Genomic DNA, 17638 nt, shown 5'->3' on the forward strand with positions numbered 1-17638 from the left:
TACTTTGATGAATTTTTATAGTATTTTAGATAAAAATTACACATGAGAATACTCGCAATAGGAGACATACATGGAGGATTTAGAGCGTTAACGCAAGTGCTTGAACGTGCGAATGTCACTGAAAATGATACACTTATTTTTTTAGGTGATTATGTAGATGGATGGAGCGAATCAGCCGAATTAATAGAATTTTTAATACAACTCAACACCAAACAACAATGTGTTTTCATTCGTGGAAATCATGATGTTTGGTGTCATGAGTGGTTAATGGATGGTCATGTCAACGATGTTTGGTACATGCATGGCGGAAAAGAAACCTTAGAAAGTTACGAACGTGTCAACTATGACAAACAAAGACATTTAAATTTCTATGACAACCTAGAAAACTATTATATTGACGATCAAAATAGATTGTTTCTACATGCAGGATTTACCTCTATGCACGGCGTGCAAAAAGAACATTACCACAAGAATTTCTATTTTGATAGAACACTGATTGAATCTGCTTTGTTAGCTGATAAAATAGGTGTTGAGAATTTAAGTGATGGACGTTACGCTCCAAGACGTTTTCAACATTATAAAGAAATCTATGTAGGTCATACACCAACAATAGGTTATGATTGTTATATACCAATGAAAGCTCATAATTTATGGGATGTAGATACAGGCGCTGCTTTTACGGGCAAATTGTCTATCTTAGATATTAATACGAAAGAATTTTGGCAAAGCGATCCGCTTCCAGAATTATATCCTAATGAAAAAGGAAGAAACAAAATGCGTGTCATTCGTAAAAAATGAACTATTTAACAACTACATATTATTTTGATTTTGAAGATGCTAGTATTCAAAAACTAATTGCTTCTGTCAAAGATCATACAATTTCTAACAAAGAAAAGGCAATCACACTATACAATAAAGTTCGTGATGATTGGAAATACGATCCATATAACATTAGTTTCTCAAAAGAAAACTTTCGCGCAAGCACTATTGCTCAAAAATCCAGTGGAAATTGCGTTGAAAAATCAATTCTACTCATTGCCTGTTTGAGAGCTTTAAAAATTCCTGCTCGATTGCATTTAGGAAAAGTCAAAAATCATATTGCTGTAGAAAGACTCACGGAAAAATTCGGTTCTAACGAACTCACACCACACGGAATGGTGAATGTGTATCTAAACAATAAATGGCTGAAACTATCGCCTGCTTTTAATAGTTCTTTATGCCGAAAATTCAATGTAGCACCGTTGGAATTTGACGGAGAAAACAATTCTTTTTTACAACAATACAATGATAGCGGAAGCTTATTCATGGAATATACAGCCGATTATGGTCATTTTGAAGATGTTCCGTTAGCTTTTATGAAACAAAACGTAAAAGAACACTATCCGCATATTTTTGATACTGGTGAAAATATTACTGAATTCAAACTTTGATAAAACACATTCTATTAGTTGAGTATTAAAAATATTCCAGAAGACAATATGAATCCAATTTCAATACTAATTGATAAAATACACAGTGAAAATCTCTGGGACAAAGAGATACAACTAAAACGCAATGAGTATTTAAAAGTAAAAGGAACTATTGACACTAATATTTATTTAGTTGAAAGCGGAAGTTTGCGAATTTTTGTAGTTGATGAATACGAAGAACATACAATTAGATTTGGGTATAAAAATAATTTAATTGCTTCCTTGGATTCGTTTTTAAATGAAAAGCCGTCTGAACTTTACATTCAAGCACTCAAAAAAACAAACTTAAAAGTAATCAGTAAAGAAAACTATACAAATTTCATTGCATCATCCGCTGAAAACAGAAAATTGTGGCTTTCAATTCTAGAAAGTTTCGTTTTACAACAAATGGAAAGAGAACGTGATATTCTAACATCTTCCCCAATGGAACGATATACTAGGGTTTTAAAAAGAAGTCCGCAACTATTTCAAGAAATTCCAAACAAGCATATTGCTTCTTATTTAAGAATGACACCTGAAACACTTTCAAGAATTAAAAAATCTTAACTTCAATCAATCTTTTTGAGGAAACGTATCCTCAAATTTGCAATAAAAAACAATGGTATCTACATCACAACAATTATTGCAAAACTTATTAGAACTTACAAGAGAAAATTTAAATGCTGCCGAAAGCTTTAAAAATCAACCTATTGAAAACTTAAACTGGAAACAAGATGCAAAGAGTTGGAGCGCACTTGAATGTATAGAGCATTTAAATAGATATGGAGATTTTTATATTCCAGAACTCACAACTAAAATCAGTACTTCCAAACATAAAAGCGCTGAAGTATTTAAAAGTAATTGGCTTGGAAAATATTTTAGTAAAACGGTCTCGTACAGTGAAAATTTAAACAAAATGAAAACATTCAAGTCTATGAATCCTTTAAACTCTAAACTCAGTATTGAAACACTTGAAAAATTCATCAATCAGCAACATCAAATAATTGAGTTATTGGACAAAGCAAAGCTTGTAAACTTAGATAAGACTAAAACTGCAATTTCTATCTCGAAACTAATTAAGCTTAAATTAGGCGATTCATTTAGAGTAGTAATCTACCACAATGAAAGACACATAAAACAAGCAGAAAAAGCTTTAAAGCTTGCACAATAATAAAGTAACCTATACTTTTCTCCCGTAATTTCAACGAATAAAACGTAGATTCATTTGTCAATTCCAAAAAACATTTTATATTTGCGTATATTTAACGCAAAATAATATTCCCTATGAATCCATTATTGCTGACAGACGGTTACAAACTCGGACACAAAGAACAATATCCACAAGGAACAACCAAAGTGTATTCGAATTGGACACCACGAAAAAGTAGAATTAACGGTATTAATAAAGTTGTTTTCTTCGGATTACAATACTTCATCAAAGAATACCTTATCAAACAATTTGATACAGAATTCTTCAATCAACCAAAAGCACACGTTGTTACAGAATATAAAAAATACGTCGATAACTATTTAGGTGTCGATTACGATGTTTCACATATTGAAGCATTACATGATTTAGGCTACTTACCTATTGAAATTAAAGCCTTACCTGAAGGAACTGAAGTTCCAATTCGTGTTCCAATGTTTACGGTAGTAAATACACTTCCAGAATTTTTCTGGATTACCAATTACTTAGAAACATTACTTTCAAACATCATTTGGCAGCCATGTACTTCAGCTACCATTGCAAAGCAATACAAAACAATTTTAATGAAATACGCTCAAGAAACAGATGAAGAAAACTTGGACTTCATCAACTGGCAAGGACACGATTTTTCTATGCGCGGAATGTCGGGAATAGAGTCATCTATTTTGAGTGGAATGGGACATGCGTTGTCTTTTACAGGAAGTGATACACTGCCGGTTGCTATCAATCTCGAAAAATATTACAATACAGATGTGACCAAAGAATTGGTTATAGGAAGCGTCAATGCTACCGAACACAGTGTCATGTGTGCTGGAAGTAAAGATGATGAAATAGAAACCTTTAGACGTTTATTACAAACCTATCCAACAGGAATTCTTTCAGTAGTTTCAGATACCTGGGATTTATGGAAAGTACTCACAGAATATTTACCTCAACTCAAAGAAGAAATCTTAGAACGTGATGGAAAATTGGTAATTCGCCCAGATTCTGGAGATCCTGTAGACATTATTTGCGGTTGCGAACAAGAAAATCCTATCGTAAAAAAAGGTGTCATTGAATTGCTCTGGGATGAATTCGGCGGAAGCCTAAACGCACAAGGATACAAAGTTTTAAATCCTAAAATTGGTGCTATTTACGGTGATAGTATTACCATTGATAGAGCTACACAAATCTGCGAACGCTTAAAAGAAAAAGGATTTGCTTCTACAAATGTGGTTCTAGGAATTGGAAGCTTTACGTACCAATACAACACAAGAGACACATTTGGTTTTGCAATGAAAGCTACCTATGTTGAAGTAAATGGAGAAGGACGTGCTATCTTTAAAGATCCTATTACAGATGATGGAACTAAAAAATCAGCAAAAGGTTTGATACAGCTGTATACTGAACATGATCAGATACAACTAAAAGATGAATGTACAGTAGAAGAAGAAAAAGAAGGTTTACTGACAACCGTATTTAAAAACGGAAAATTAATAAGCGAACAATCATTACAAGAAATTAGGACATTACTTTCAAAATCACTGTAAGATGTTAATTCTTTAAAAACGGGCGTTATTGTTGATATTTAATGGTACTTTTGCACCATTATTAAACAACCATCAATGTCTTTAAAAAATATACGTTTAGAAGTCATGCAAACTATTGAAAAAGAAATCGATAGTTTCATGGATAAATATCTAATTCCGCCCGAAAAAATTTGGCAACCCACAGATTTTTTACCAAATTCTCAAGAAGAAACTTTTTTTGATGAAGTACATCAAATACGTGAAGAAGCAAAAGAACTCGGTTATGATTTTTGGGTAGTTTTAGTAGGTGATACGATTACTGAAGAAGCTTTACCAACATACGAATCGTGGTTAATGGATGTAGAAGGTGTTGATCAGCATGGAAAAAATGGCTGGTCAAAATGGATTCGTCATTGGACAGGAGAAGAAAATCGTCATGGAGACGTTTTAAATAAATATTTATACTTATCTGGTCGTGTAGACATGCGTGAAATAGAAATCACGACACAACATTTAATAAATGACGGATTTGATATTGGAACAGCAAACGATCCGTACAGAAACTTTGTCTACACAAGTTTTCAGGAATTAGCAACCAATATTTCACACAATCGTGTTGGAAAACTAGCTAAAAAACAAGGTAACAAGTTACTCAGTAAAATGTGTAATGTCATTGCTGGTGACGAAATGCGACATCACTTAGCATACAGAGAATTTGTAAAAACAATTCTTTCGTACGATCCAAGTGAAATGATGCTTGCTTTTGAAGATATGATGCGTAAAAAAATTGTCATGCCAGCACAATTTGTACGCGAATCTGGAGAAACGATCGGAACAGCTTTTGAAAATTTCTCAAATGCAGCACAGCGTTTAGGTGTATATACAACCCACGATTATATTGATATCATGCGAAAATTAATTTCGTACTGGGAAATAGATAAATTAAATGATTTGACCGCTAAGGCGGAAAAAGCTCGTGACTATGTAATGAAGTTACCAGATCGTATGGCACGCATTGCTGAACGTGTAGCAATTCCAGAAGATATCACGAAATTCAAATGGGTAGAAGCCAACGGAATGCTATAGTTTTTAGATCGTGTCCTTTTTGATATTTTCAAAGCAAATTTGGAATATAAAGTACTGTATTAGGCTTTAAAACTGAATTTATCTTTGATAAGTATCACATAAAATTTAGAAAATTTAAACTTTATTTTGGACAGTTTTTCATAGAAAAATCATTCGAAGTGACAATGTAAATATTAAAAAAATCCGCTTTAAACAAAGCGGATTTTTTGATCAAAAGACTTTATTGTATACTTACTCTTTTCCTCCGTCTAATATATCTTGCCAATCTAACAGCTCTTGCCATTTTCCTTCATAGGCTAATTGAGCTTGTCGTGGCCAAGTTCCAGGATTGTGAACTTTAAAGCGTTCACCACCTGAATTTAATACTTCTTGACATTTTTCAATACTGGTATCAGAAAGTTCTTTCCAAGTAGTTATATCATGATTGTGAAATAAATCTTTAATTTTTGGACCAATTCCTTCCACAATAGTTAAATCATCTTCTTTTACTTTCTTACCAAAAACAACTTTTGCTGCCGCAGCATCAAACAAAATTGCTGCAGGAGCTGCAAAAGATGAAGCAACACCTAAAGCATCAGAATTTCCTTTTGCTGATAAGGTTGCATTATTTTTTTCACAAGCTTCTAATTGCGCTTTTAGACTCTCAATTTTCGTTTTATATCCTTCAATACTGCTCTGCAATTCTGCAATTTCTATTTCAAGTCGTTTTACAGTTTCCTGACAATCGTCATTATTTGTATTGTTATTTCCAAAAAGCCTTCCCAATAAATATCCTAAAATGGCACATATAAGTCCAACAAATAATGGGATTAATATACATAAGTTCATAATTATTCTTTTTTATTTATTCGTTAATGGTTATTACGGTTCTTCTATTTTTTGCTTTTCCTTCTTCAGTTGCGTTATCTGCAATAGGCTCTGTTTGTCCTTTAGAAATTGTAGTAATCTTTGCATCAGGAATTTCGTTTTCAATTAGATATTTTTTGGCAAAATCGGCTCTTTCTTGCCCGTATTGCATGTTTGTAGCCGCATTTCCAGTATTATCGGTATGACCAACTACTAAACATTTGGCATTGTTCACTTTATCCAAATACTTAGAAATATCTGCAATTTTTTGACGTTGTTCCGCAGTAAGAACAATTGAGGTTTGTCCCGACTTAAAATTCAACACTAATGGATTTGCTAAAATCTTATCGTGTAGTGCTTTTATTTCATCTGCTTCGCTTGTATCATCTGCGGCAATAGTTTTCACTTTGTAATCTACAGGACCAAAATATACATTATTTGCATCTGGAGCTAAACCGTTTTTAAGCTCTCCATAAGTATCTATTAGCTTAGAAGGAATTCCTTGCGACACCATATAGTTTTTAACTGAATTTGCTCTTGCCAATCCTAAGTTTGGATATGCTGAATTGTTTTTCTCAGTTGCGGTATAATATCCAATTACGTTAATTCTTTTAGAAGGATTTTCATTTAAGTACGCTTTTAACTTTGCCTCAGCGTTCTTTAAATCATCAGAAATAGGTTCTATAAAATGGTACTCAGAACCTTTGAAGTTAAAGTTGTTTTTTGAATTCAATGCAAAGCTACCATCTTTTATACTGAAAGGGTTTACAGTAGCTTTTTTTACTTTAGGACTTTCTTTTACGATATTTTTGTCTTTCCAATTCTTATTTTCACAACTCGTACAATCGCGACAACACAGCCACCAATACAAGATAGTTCCAATAATAATTGTCAACAAAATACCTAAAAGGTAAGATGTTTTTTTACTCATATATCCGTTATTTATGGTTAAATACTGTTTCAAATTATTAAATCTTCAACAATTTCTACGGATAAATTAGATGAATCAACAAAAAAAGCCACATCTATCGATGTGGCTTTCAATATATTAGATGAACTGCAATTTACAAATCAAACTTAATTCCTTGCGCTAATGGCAATTCTGTTGTGTAGTTGATTGTATTAGTTTGTCTACGCATGTATACTTTCCAAGCATCAGATCCAGACTCACGTCCACCACCTGTTTCTTTTTCTCCACCAAAAGCACCACCAATTTCTGCTCCAGACGTTCCAATATTTACATTGGCAATTCCACAATCAGATCCTGCGTGACTTAAGAAACGTTCTGCTTCACGTAAGTTATTTGTCATCACTGCAGAAGATAATCCTTGTGCAACACCGTTTTGAACATCAATTGCGTTTTCAATATTTCCACTATACTTTAATAAGTATAATACTGGTGCAAATGTTTCGTGCTGTACAATTTCGAAAGAATTCTCAGCTTCAGCAATAGCAGGTTTTACATAGCATCCGCTTTCATAACCTGCTCCTTCTAATACTGCTCCTTCTACAACAATATTTCCGCCTTCAGCAACTACTTTTTCTAAAGCAGCTTCATACATTTTTACAGCATCTTTATCAATTAGCGGTCCAACGTGGTTGTTTTCATCTAATGGATTTCCAATGCGTAACTGTCCGTATGCATCAACAACTGCATCTTTTACTTTATCGTAAATAGAATCATGGATAATTAATCTACGTGTAGATGTACAACGTTGTCCTGCCGTTCCAACAGCTCCAAAAACAGCTCCAATAACGGTCATTTTAATATCTGCATCTGGTGTAACAATAATAGCATTGTTTCCTCCTAATTCTAATAAAGATTTTCCTAAACGTCCTGCTACTTCTTTCGCTACAATTTTACCCATGCGCGTTGATCCTGTTGCAGAAACTAATGGAATACGTGTGTCTTTAGAAAGATACTCACCTACTTTGTAATCTCCGTTTACTAAACAGCAAATTCCTTCAGGTAAGTTATTTTCAGCAAAAACTTCTGCTGCAATATTTTGACAAGCTACTCCACACATTGGTGTCTTTTCAGATGGTTTCCACACACATACATCTCCACAAATCCAAGCCAAAGCTGTATTCCAAGCCCAAACGGCTACTGGGAAGTTGAATGCAGAAATAATTCCAACAACTCCAAGTGGGTGATATTGCTCATACATTCTGTGTCCTGGACGCTCAGAATGCATTGTAAGTCCGTGAAGTTGACGAGATAATCCAACTGCGAAATCACAGATATCAATCATTTCTTGAACTTCTCCTAAACCTTCTTGGTATGATTTCCCCATTTCATACGAAACCAATTTTCCAAGTGCTTCTTTTTTCTCTCTTAATTTTTCTCCAAACTGGCGTACCACTTCTCCACGTTGTGGCGCTGGCATCACTCTCCAAGTTTTAAAAGCTGAAGTAGCAGCTTCCATCACTTTTTCATAATCTTCTTTCGTCGTAGATTTTACTTTTCCAATCAATTTTCCATCTACTGGAGAATATGATTCGATAAGTTCTCCATTTGAGAAATTGTTTGAACCTGTTGAAGTTCCTTCATTGATATCTTTTAAGCCTAATGTTGCTAAGGCTTCTTTGATTCCAAAATCAGTAGTTACTGCTCCCATTTATTTATAACTTTTTTTAGTTCTTTTGTTAAATTTTTGCGAAGATAGTACAATTCTAGCAATCTTCATTCTTCCATAAATTGTTTATCATTTCAATTCGAGAATGTTGTAATGATAATGTGCTCGAAGATATTTTTGATTATTTACAACATCAACCATAAAGCTCTTTCGTTCTTTGTTCAAAAACAATCCAGTTTTTGTTTCGTGTTTCAAGTTTTTTATATGGCTATAAGTTGTTCCGTGCTTGACTAAGTTTTCTTTGAGTAAAAATGTTTCTGCATCAAAATAGTACCACCAAATGTTTTCGCTATTTGGATACACAGCCTTTACACTATAGGCTCTTTTTCCATCTTCTAATCGTATGATTCCTTCAGATGTTAAAGAAACATCATCTACAAGTAATTTGTATGGTTGCCAAAATACATATTGTGCTCCCAAAATTTCTTCATGTGCAGCGGCTACTTTTTCATCATCCGTAACTTGAAAACCATCAATAAACATATGGGTTTCTTTGCCATCAAACACAATACGTTTCTCTTTACCGTTTTCCTCCCAAATAACTTTGGAAGTAAACTCTGGTTGTAAGGTATTGTAAAATGTTTGCTTTTTTTCAAGTTCAATAGTTCTTAAACTATCATACAATGTTGTTACTTTTTCATACACCAACATTTTAGGCGTTTCCCATTGTGTCATTCCGCCATGAGCGTTTTCTATAGACTTTTCAATAATCGCTTCCGCGGATAGTTTGGGTTCGCATGAAAATGCAAAAATTCCTAAAACGATCACTAAAAAAATAATCTTATGCTTCATCTGCGGTAAATCGTTTATCAACAGGCATAACGTGTCCGCAATTATCACAAGTAAGTAATTCTTTAGAAGCGTAAAAATCTTTAAAATGCCCTAAAAAGTCTTTCTCTACATCGTTCAATGGAAATCGCACTTCATGTAGTTTATGATTACAATTATCGCAATACCATTGCAAACCATCCATTAAATCAGTTCCTTTTCGTTTGCGTTCTACCACCAATCCAATAGAATTGTCAAAACGCACAGGAGAATGTGGTACGCCAGCAGGATGCAGATACATATCGCCAGGTCCTAACTTCATCGTTTTCTTTTCACCATCTTCTTGAATATGTACTTCAATATTTCCTTCTAACTGGTAAAATAATTCTTCCGTTTCGTTATAATGATAGTCCTTTCGAGCGTTTGGTCCGCCAACAATCATCACAATATAATCACCAGCTTCTTTGTATAAATTTTTGTTTGCAACAGGTGGTTTTAGTAAGTCTCTATTTTCTTCAATCCATTGATTGAGATTAAACGGTTTTTGTATGGCCATTATAATTAGAATTTTAGATTTTAAAATTACGGATTTTTTAGCGATCGGCACTTACCAACAATCAAATAACAACACAAGTAACTGGTAAACAAGTGTTAATTAAGGCAAAACCGTACTTTGCATCCTTGATATTTTCCTAACTTTTTAAATGCTAATTAAAAACTTTAATCATGAAAAAAAAGAAACTAAGTAAAAAATTAGATTTAGGGAAAAAGCAAATCTCAAATCTTGGTGGCGTACAAGGTGGTAATGCCAAATCACACATTTCGTGTACCGTTGGTGGCGGAAACTGCACAAGTCAACTTATTAAAACATGTACTTGGTATAGTGAATTATACACTGCTTGTACTTGTCCGCCTTCTTGGCCACAAAACTGCGGATCGCAACTCATTAGATGTGAAACCTCAGTTAATTTTCCTTGTGAAGCATAATCTTAAAATTACAAAACCATGAAAAAAAAGAAATTAAAATCATTATCGCTTAAAAAAGCATCAGTATCAAATCTAAATGGAGGTTCTGGACCATTTCCAATCCCATTATCAAGAAATCTAAAAGAATGCGCTATCACATATGATATTTATCAATGTACTTGGTATAGTGAATTAGGTACAGCATGTAGTTGCCCGCCTTCTTGGGACTTAACTTGTACTCCAGTTTAACATAAGATTTAAACCATAAAGCTTACAACTCCAAAAGAAGATTCTTTTGGAGTTTTTTTATAGATCGTATTTGTGAATAAATATCTGAGAAACAAAAAGCTTTTCCATTCGAAATTGTGTAAATTTAATGCACTAATCAATCTTACAATACACATGAAAAAATCAGCTTTTATTTTAATTCTCTTTGCGCTTATAGCGACAGGTTGTTCAAATACTTCTCCTGAAGAAAAAACACCTAAAAAAGTTGATGAAACTCCTAAAAATGGTTTTGGTCTTGTAATCCACGGTGGCGCTGGAACCATCTTAAAAAAGAATATGACACCAGCAATGGAAGCAGATTACAAATCCACATTAGAAAAAGCTGCTAGCAAAGGATATGAGATATTAAAAAATGGTGGTTCTAGTTTAGACGCTGTAGAACAAACCATTCATATTTTAGAAAACTCTCCATTATTCAATGCTGGAAAAGGTGCCGTTTTTGCAAATAATGGTAAAAATGAATTAGATGCTTCTATTATGGAAGGAAAAACTTTAAATGCTGGTGCAGTTGCAGGTGTGACTAATTTGAAAAACCCAATATCTGCCGCTCGAAAAGTGATGGAAAACTCAAATCATGTTTTGCTTGCTCGAAAAGGCGCTGAACAATTTGCAGCAGCACAAGGTTTAGAAGTCGTTGATACCAGCTATTTTTTTACTGAAAAACGTTTCAATTCGCTGCAAAAAGCAAAAAAAGGAAACAAAGACAAAGCTGCTTATATAGATCCATATATCAAAGATTACAAGTACGGAACCGTAGGCTGTGTTGCTTTAGATAAAGACGGAAATCTAGCTGCAGGAACTTCCACAGGAGGAATGACTAATAAAAAATGGAGTCGCATTGGAGATTCTCCAATTATTGGTGCAGGAACTTATGCCAATAATAAAACTTGTGCTGTTTCTGGAACTGGACATGGTGAATATTTTATCAGAGCCGCAGTAGCACATGATATTTCTGCTTTGATGGAATACAAAAACATGTCGCTCCAAGAAGCTTCAAAAGAAGTAATCCAAAACAAACTGAAAAATATGGGCGGCGATGGCGGAATTATTGCCATAGATGCTAAAGGAAACTTAGTTGCCGAATTCAATACGCCTGGAATGTACAGAGCTATGGTTGACGAAAAAGGCAATATAACTGTTGGTATTTACAAAGAATAATAAGTCAAATTCAGAGTATTTACATTTCGATTATCGAGTAAAAACGAAAAACCGTAACGAGTTTACGAATTCTAGATAGATCATAACGAATACTCAATTCACACTTATATTATGGAGAAGTCTGTTTATTTTACAAAAAAAACCATCATGCGTAACACTACTATTTTCATTCTCTCTTTGGTATTTCTAGGATTTTTTTCCTGTAAAAAAACAAATCCAGAAACTGATAATATTTTTGAATTCAAAGACTATATCTACCAAACAACTGCCGGAACCATTTCGGTAAACGAACCAATTATCATCGGACTTCAAAAAGAAGTGCCAACTTGGGGAGACGAAGAAAAAGAAGTGCCTTCCAAACTCATACAAATTCGTCCAAAAGTAAAAGGAAAGTTATCAGTTCAAAATAACAAAACGTTACGCTTTACACCAGAAACAGCATTGCAACCAGATACTGAATATGCAGTGACTGTGAACTTAGATGATATATATGAAAATGTTCCTAGTGAGTTTAGTTCCTACACATTTGCTTTTAAAACTGTTGCGCCAAATTTTACAATTGTAACCAATGATTTACAATCATATTCCAAAGAATGGCAATTTCTCAATGGTGTTTTAAAATCTGCAGATATTATTGCTCCTGAAAAGCTTCCAACATTAATTTCGGCAACGCAAAATGGAAAAAAACTAGCAATTACATGGAATGAAACAAATTTCATTAAAAATGAATATGGGTTTGTCATCGATAGCATCCATAGACCAGAAGACAGTTCTGAAATTAATATATCTTGGACAGGAAAACCGATACATGCAAAAGCAAAAGGTTCCAAAAAATATACAATTCCTGGACAAAACAACTTCTCCATTGTTGGATTTACCATTTCACAAAGTCCAGAGCAAAAAATAAGCATCAACTTCTCCGATCCTTTATCAAAAAATCAAAATTTTGAAGGTTTAGTCACCATAAAAAATCAACAGAACATTACCTATGCGATTGATGGAAATATCTTAAATGTATATCCAAAAAATAGAATTACAGGCACAACGACACTTGAAGTATTTCCTGGAATCAAAAACAAAGATGGTTTCAAACTAAAACGCGATTATAGCAAGCGTGTTTCTTTTGATCAACAAAAACCAGAACTCCGCGCCATTAGTACAGGTGTAATTTTACCAAATTCAAAAAACTTAACATATAATTTTCAAGCCATAAACTTGAAATCAGTAGATGTCCGCATCATCAAAATATACCAAAAAAATGTATTGCAATTTTTACAAGGAAATGATATTGGTGAAATTGATCGCTATAGTATTCGTACAGTAGGAAGACGTATTGCTAAGAAAACAATTCACTTGATTAAAAATGAAGATGACAATGATGGACAATGGAAAACATACGGAATTGACTTGTCGACGCTTTTTCAATCTGAACCAGGTGCTATTTATCAAATAGAAATAGGGTTTAAAAAAGCATACGCATTATATACCTGTGAAGATGTAGTCACAACGGAAGAAGCAAGTTCGCGTAACAGTTATTATCAAAACCGCGAAGATGAAGACGAAAATGAAGAAGAATATTGGGACAATAAAATCTATAATTTCAGAAACTATCGCTACAATTGGGATGATCGTGAAAATCCTTGTACAGATTCATATTACTTACAAGATCGTTTCCTCACAGCAAATGTTTTGGCATCAGACTTAGGTGTCATTGTAAAAAGAGGTGAAAACAAATCGTATTATTTTGCTGTAAGTGATATCATTACTACAAATCCAGTGGGCAATGCTAAAGTAACGCTCTACAACTACCAACAACAAGAAATAGAATCCAGACGTACAGATTCGGAAGGATTAATAACGATTGATGCAGACAAAAACGCATACTTTGCTATTGTTTCTAAAAACAATCAAATGACGTATGTAAAACTCAATGACGGAAACTCGTTGTCTATGAGTAAATTTGATGTTTCTGGTAAAAAAATCAAAAAAGGAATCAACGGTTATATTTATGGTGAACGCGGTGTTTGGCGACCTGGCGATACATTACATTTAGCTTTTGTATTAAATGACAAAGAAAATCCGCTTCCAAAAAATCATCCTGTGAAAATGGAAGTGACAGATGCGCGTGGAAAATTAGTCTACAAAAACGTGACTACTCAAGGCGTAAATAACTTCTATAAATTTACCGTTGCCACAGATAGAGAAGCGCCGACAGGAACTTGGGATGCCAATGTAAGTGTTGGTGGCGTCAATTTTTCTAAATCGCTCAAAGTAGAAACTGTAAAACCTAATAGGTTAAAAATTAATATTGATTTTGATGACGAAATTTTAGCCAATTCCAAACCAATTAAAGGAACTCTAAAAGCAGCTTGGTTGCACGGCGCACCTGCAAAAAATCTTAAAGCAGAAGTGAATGTACGATTGACAAGTACAAAAACTTCTTTCAAGAAATTTTCGCAATATGAATTTAACGATCCAACACGTGACTTTAATACAGAAGAATTTGTCATGTTCAAAGGAAATCTGGATGAAGAAGGCTTGGTAGAAATCTCCAAAAAAATAAACGTAGATAAAAATGCACCAGGCATGTTGCGCGCTTCTTTCTTAACACGTGTATTTGAAAATGGTGGTGATTTCTCTATTGATGCGTTCTCAAAAAACTTTGCACCATACACTTCTTTTGTAGGATTAAAATCGCCTGAACCAAAACAATACGGTTCTTTTTTTACAGACGAAGACAATGAATTTGATATCGTTACGGTTGATGATAAAGGAAATCCAATAAAGCGCAACGGACTCGAAGTAAGAATATATGAAATCAATTGGCGTTGGTGGTGGAGTTCATCGTATGAAGACCTTTCTTCTTATTCGGGAAGCGACTATCATTCACACTATAAAACCTTTAAAGTAGATACAAACGCAAAAGGAAAAGGAAGCTTTAACCTCAACATTCCTGACGAAAATCGCGGACGTTTTTTAATACGTGTATATGATCCAATAAGCGGACATGCTACTGGACAAACAGCTTACTTTTATAAAGATTGGTGGCGCAGAAGCAATGACGGAAACTCAGAAGCGGCTAAAATGCTGATTTTTTCTGCAGACAAAGACAAATATAATGTTGGTGAAAAAGCAACAATTACATTTCCTTCTGGGCAAGGTGGACGCGCATTAGTAAGTGTTGAAAACGGTACAGAAGTATTAAGTACAAAATGGGTAAAAACTTCTAAAGAACAAACAACAACAACCATTCCGATTACCTCAGAAATGGCGCCAAATGTATTTATCAATATCTCACTGGTTCAAAAACACAATAACGTTTCAAACGACTTACCAATTCGACTGTATGGTGTCATTCCAATATTAGTAGAAAATCCGGCTACGATTATAAAGCCAAAAATATCAGTACCTGAAACATTACGTCCAGAAAAAACATTTACGGTAAAAGTGAGCGAAACCAACAAAAAAGCAATGACGTATACGCTTGCTGTTGTAGATGAAGGTCTGTTAGATTTAACCCGATTTAGAACGCCAAATCCTTGGGATATTTTCTATCAAAGACAAGCGCTTGGTGTACGAACTTGGGACATTTACGATGACATTATTGGCGCATTTAGCGGAGATATTGATCAAGTATTTGCTATTGGTGGTGGCGATGGCGGAAATGGTTCCAAAAATAAAAAAGCAAATCGTTTCAAACCTGTCGTTAAATATTTAGGTCCTTTTAAGCTAAAAGCAGGACAAACCAAGTCTCACAAAATTGAAATGCCAAATTATATTGGCGCAGTACGTACTATGGTAGTTGCTGGAAATACAGATACAGGAGCTTATGGAAATGCAGAAAAATCATCACAAGTAAAAAAGCCATTAATGGTTTTAGCGACAGCACCACGAAAATTAAGTCCTGGTGAAAAAGTAACACTTCCTGTCACCGTTTTTGCAATGGAGAAAAAAGTAAAAAATGTATCACTTGAGCTAAAACTACAAAATGGTATTTCTGTTGTTGGAAGCAACACAAAATCACTCACATTTAGCAAACCAGATGAAAAAATGGTCTTTTTTGACCTGAATGTTGGTGAAACAAAAGGGATTCAAACCATTGAAGTCATTGCTTCAGGAAACGGAGAAAAGGCATCTTATAAAGTAGAAATTGATGTAGAAAACCCAAATCCAATTACTAAGAAAGTTCATGAGTTAACACTCGATGGAAAAACAACGCAAACACTTAATTTTGAAACTTTTGGTGTTGCAGGAACAAACGCAGCTACTGTAGAATTTTCAACATTACCACCAATGGATTTTACATCGCGTATGGAATATTTAATTCAGTATCCACATGGTTGTATAGAACAAACAACTTCTAGTGTGTTCCCGCAATTATATTTGGCAGATATTTTTGACTTGACTACTCAGAAGAAAGCACAAATCAATCAAAATATAGAAAAAGGCATCAAACGTTTGTCACATTTTCAACGTCCAAATGGCGGATTGAGTTATTGGATTGGAGAAAGCATGACCAATGATTGGGGAACGACATACGCAGGTCATTTTATGATTGAAGCAGAAAAGAAAGGATTCACATTACCGCTAAATTTCATGGATCAGTGGATTAAATTTCAACAAAATGCAGCACGTGCTTGGCGTTCAAATAATAATAGTCATTATAACACAGATGTATCACAAGCGTATCGCTTATACACGCTAGCTTTAGCAGGTCATCCAGATTTAGCTTCTATGAACAGATTACGTGAATCTAATACCTTATCAAATGATGCGAAATGGCGATTGGCAGCAGCATACGCACTCGCTTCACAAAAAGAAGCTGCTGAAGCGATTGCAAAAACTGCCAATATTAACTTCAAGCCACATAAAGTACGCTACGATTACACGTATGGTTCAGTAGATAGAAATAGAGCAATGGCCATGGAAACTATGATGATTTTAAAAGACAAAAAATCTATTGATCTTGCCAAAACAATTGCCAAAGAACTATCGTCTAGTCGTTGGATGAGTACGCAAACTACAGCATATTGCTTATTAGCTATGGGTAAAATGGTGACGCAAAACGGCGGAAAGGAAATCAAAATGCAATTCTCCATCAATGGAAAAAATCAACAAAACATTGAAACATCAAAAGCAATTGCACAACGCGATCTAACTATTAAAAAAGGAGCAAATTCATTACAAATTGAGAATAAGCAAGAAAATGTATTATTCGTACGTGTACTAAATATTGGAAAATTACCACTAGGAGAAGAATTAGCAGAAAAGCGTAACTTAAGTATTCGCATTACCTACAAAGACAAAGCGGGTAACAAAATTGATGTAACGAAACTACAACAAGGAACAGACTTCATGGCAACAGTAACCATTTCAAATGATAAGCCAGAGTTTGTTGGCGATATTGCATTGACAGAAATCTTTCCTTCAGGTTGGGAAATTGTCAATACACGTTTTACCGATTACGGAAATACACCTTCAAGTGAAGCAAGACATACTGATATTAGAGACGATCGTGTGAATTTCTATTTCGATTTACCAAGTGGAAAAGCAAAAACATTCAATGTATTGTTGAATGCTTCTTACTTAGGAAGGTATTATCTACCAGGTGTTCAGGCAGAAGCAATGTATGATAATGATTTCTTTGTACGCACCAAAGGACAATGGATTGAAGTTGTAAAATAAATATCGTTTGTAAAGTTTCAGTACCTTTAGCGTGAATTCAAC

15 protein-coding genes are annotated in these 17638 nt (G+C 34.2%); 10 read left to right on the forward strand and 5 right to left on the reverse strand.

The features are described from left to right. The first annotated feature begins 42 nt into the window (after positions 1 to 42). From ACOQOS_RS13730 to ACOQOS_RS13755, 6 genes are all read left to right on the forward strand, one after another. A complete protein-coding gene (locus ACOQOS_RS13730; protein WP_420571035.1) occupies positions 43 to 798 on the forward strand; it encodes a metallophosphoesterase family protein in 756 nt (251 codons plus the stop codon). Next, positions 795 to 1430, forward strand: coding sequence for a transglutaminase-like domain-containing protein (locus ACOQOS_RS13735; protein ID WP_420571036.1), 636 nt, complete (start codon positions 795 to 797; stop codon positions 1428 to 1430). The genes ACOQOS_RS13730 and ACOQOS_RS13735 overlap by 4 nt, the downstream gene beginning before the upstream one ends. 48 nt (positions 1431 to 1478) lie before the next feature. Further along, positions 1479 to 2015: a Crp/Fnr family transcriptional regulator gene (locus tag ACOQOS_RS13740; RefSeq protein ID WP_420575149.1), complete on the forward strand. Its 537-nt coding sequence runs from the start codon at positions 1479 to 1481 to the stop codon at positions 2013 to 2015. A gap of 52 nt (positions 2016 to 2067) precedes the next feature. After that, positions 2068 to 2619 carry a DinB family protein gene (locus ACOQOS_RS13745; protein ID WP_420571037.1) on the forward strand — a complete coding sequence of 184 codons (552 nt, stop codon included), beginning with the start codon at positions 2068 to 2070 and terminating at the stop codon, positions 2617 to 2619. Positions 2620 to 2732: 113 nt separating this feature from the next. Then, positions 2733 to 4184: a nicotinate phosphoribosyltransferase gene (locus ACOQOS_RS13750; protein ID WP_420571038.1), complete on the forward strand. Its 1452-nt coding sequence runs from the start codon at positions 2733 to 2735 to the stop codon at positions 4182 to 4184. A 75-nt stretch (positions 4185 to 4259) separates the two neighbouring features. Further along, positions 4260 to 5249, forward strand: coding sequence for an acyl-ACP desaturase (locus tag ACOQOS_RS13755; RefSeq protein ID WP_420571039.1), 990 nt, complete (start codon positions 4260 to 4262; stop codon positions 5247 to 5249). 231 nt (positions 5250 to 5480) lie between these two features. Here the strand turns inward: ACOQOS_RS13755 and ACOQOS_RS13760 are convergent, their stop codons facing one another. The 5 genes from ACOQOS_RS13760 to ACOQOS_RS13780 form a co-directional block, all read right to left on the reverse strand. After that, positions 5481 to 6077, reverse strand: a complete 597-nt coding sequence (locus ACOQOS_RS13760; protein WP_420571040.1) for a hypothetical protein — start codon at positions 6075 to 6077, stop codon at positions 5481 to 5483. Between the two features lie 16 nt (positions 6078 to 6093). Further along, positions 6094 to 7026: an OmpA family protein gene (locus ACOQOS_RS13765; protein ID WP_420571041.1), complete on the reverse strand. Its 933-nt coding sequence runs from the start codon at positions 7024 to 7026 to the stop codon at positions 6094 to 6096. 133 nt (positions 7027 to 7159) lie between these two features. Continuing rightward, on the reverse strand, positions 7160 to 8713 hold the full coding sequence (locus ACOQOS_RS13770; RefSeq protein ID WP_420571042.1) for an aldehyde dehydrogenase family protein: 1554 nt from the start codon (positions 8711 to 8713) through the stop codon (positions 7160 to 7162). An 87-nt stretch (positions 8714 to 8800) separates the two neighbouring features. Next, positions 8801 to 9523: a hypothetical protein gene (locus ACOQOS_RS13775; protein ID WP_420571043.1), complete on the reverse strand. Its 723-nt coding sequence runs from the start codon at positions 9521 to 9523 to the stop codon at positions 8801 to 8803. Further along, positions 9513 to 10055, reverse strand: coding sequence for a 3-hydroxyanthranilate 3,4-dioxygenase (locus tag ACOQOS_RS13780; protein WP_420571044.1), 543 nt, complete (start codon positions 10053 to 10055; stop codon positions 9513 to 9515). Before ACOQOS_RS13780 ends, ACOQOS_RS13775 begins: the two co-directional genes overlap by 11 nt. Positions 10056 to 10225: 170 nt before the next feature. Between ACOQOS_RS13780 and ACOQOS_RS13785 the strand changes: the two genes are divergently transcribed. The 4 genes from ACOQOS_RS13785 (at position 10226) to ACOQOS_RS13800 (ending at position 17596) form a co-directional block, all read left to right on the forward strand. Then, a complete protein-coding gene (locus tag ACOQOS_RS13785; RefSeq protein WP_420571045.1) occupies positions 10226 to 10486 on the forward strand; it encodes a class I lanthipeptide in 261 nt (86 codons plus the stop codon). Between the two features lie 18 nt (positions 10487 to 10504). After that, positions 10505 to 10714, forward strand: a complete 210-nt coding sequence (locus ACOQOS_RS13790; protein WP_420571046.1) for a hypothetical protein — start codon at positions 10505 to 10507, stop codon at positions 10712 to 10714. Positions 10715 to 10867: 153 nt separating this feature from the next. Then, the gene (locus tag ACOQOS_RS13795) at positions 10868 to 11911 is read left to right on the forward strand and encodes an isoaspartyl peptidase/L-asparaginase family protein (RefSeq protein WP_420571047.1); all 1044 of its coding nucleotides are present in this window, start codon (positions 10868 to 10870) and stop codon (positions 11909 to 11911) included. Positions 11912 to 12058: 147 nt separating this feature from the next. After that, positions 12059 to 17596, forward strand: coding sequence for an alpha-2-macroglobulin family protein (locus tag ACOQOS_RS13800; protein WP_420571048.1), 5538 nt, complete (start codon positions 12059 to 12061; stop codon positions 17594 to 17596). Positions 17597 to 17638: the final 42 nt, after the last annotated feature.

Origin of the sequence: Kordia sp. (assembly GCF_965224175.1) — a bacterium.
Taxonomy (GTDB): Bacteria; Bacteroidota; Bacteroidia; order Flavobacteriales; family Flavobacteriaceae; genus Kordia.

Bases quoted from the DNA above. Each gene is read 5' to 3' on its own strand.
- ACOQOS_RS13785 (WP_420571045.1), top strand. From the start codon at position 10,226: ATGAAAAAAAAGAAACTAAGTAAAAAATTAGATTTAGGGAAAAAGCAA.
- ACOQOS_RS13775 (WP_420571043.1), bottom strand. From the start codon at position 9,523: ATGAAGCATAAGATTATTTTTTTAGTGATCGTTTTAGGAATTTTTGCA.
- ACOQOS_RS13795 (WP_420571047.1), top strand. From the start codon at position 10,868: ATGAAAAAATCAGCTTTTATTTTAATTCTCTTTGCGCTTATAGCGACA.
- ACOQOS_RS13790 (WP_420571046.1), top strand. From the start codon at position 10,505: ATGAAAAAAAAGAAATTAAAATCATTATCGCTTAAAAAAGCATCAGTA.
- ACOQOS_RS13735 (WP_420571036.1), top strand. From the start codon at position 795: ATGAACTATTTAACAACTACATATTATTTTGATTTTGAAGATGCTAGT.
- ACOQOS_RS13730 (WP_420571035.1), top strand. From the start codon at position 43: ATGAGAATACTCGCAATAGGAGACATACATGGAGGATTTAGAGCGTTA.
- ACOQOS_RS13765 (WP_420571041.1), bottom strand. From the start codon at position 7,026: ATGAGTAAAAAAACATCTTACCTTTTAGGTATTTTGTTGACAATTATT.
- ACOQOS_RS13800 (WP_420571048.1), top strand. From the start codon at position 12,059: ATGCGTAACACTACTATTTTCATTCTCTCTTTGGTATTTCTAGGATTT.
- ACOQOS_RS13760 (WP_420571040.1), bottom strand. From the start codon at position 6,077: ATGAACTTATGTATATTAATCCCATTATTTGTTGGACTTATATGTGCC.
- ACOQOS_RS13740 (WP_420575149.1), top strand. From the start codon at position 1,479: ATGAATCCAATTTCAATACTAATTGATAAAATACACAGTGAAAATCTC.
- ACOQOS_RS13755 (WP_420571039.1), top strand. From the start codon at position 4,260: ATGTCTTTAAAAAATATACGTTTAGAAGTCATGCAAACTATTGAAAAA.
- ACOQOS_RS13780 (WP_420571044.1), bottom strand. From the start codon at position 10,055: ATGGCCATACAAAAACCGTTTAATCTCAATCAATGGATTGAAGAAAAT.
- ACOQOS_RS13750 (WP_420571038.1), top strand. From the start codon at position 2,733: ATGAATCCATTATTGCTGACAGACGGTTACAAACTCGGACACAAAGAA.
- ACOQOS_RS13745 (WP_420571037.1), top strand. From the start codon at position 2,068: ATGGTATCTACATCACAACAATTATTGCAAAACTTATTAGAACTTACA.
- ACOQOS_RS13770 (WP_420571042.1), bottom strand. From the start codon at position 8,713: ATGGGAGCAGTAACTACTGATTTTGGAATCAAAGAAGCCTTAGCAACA.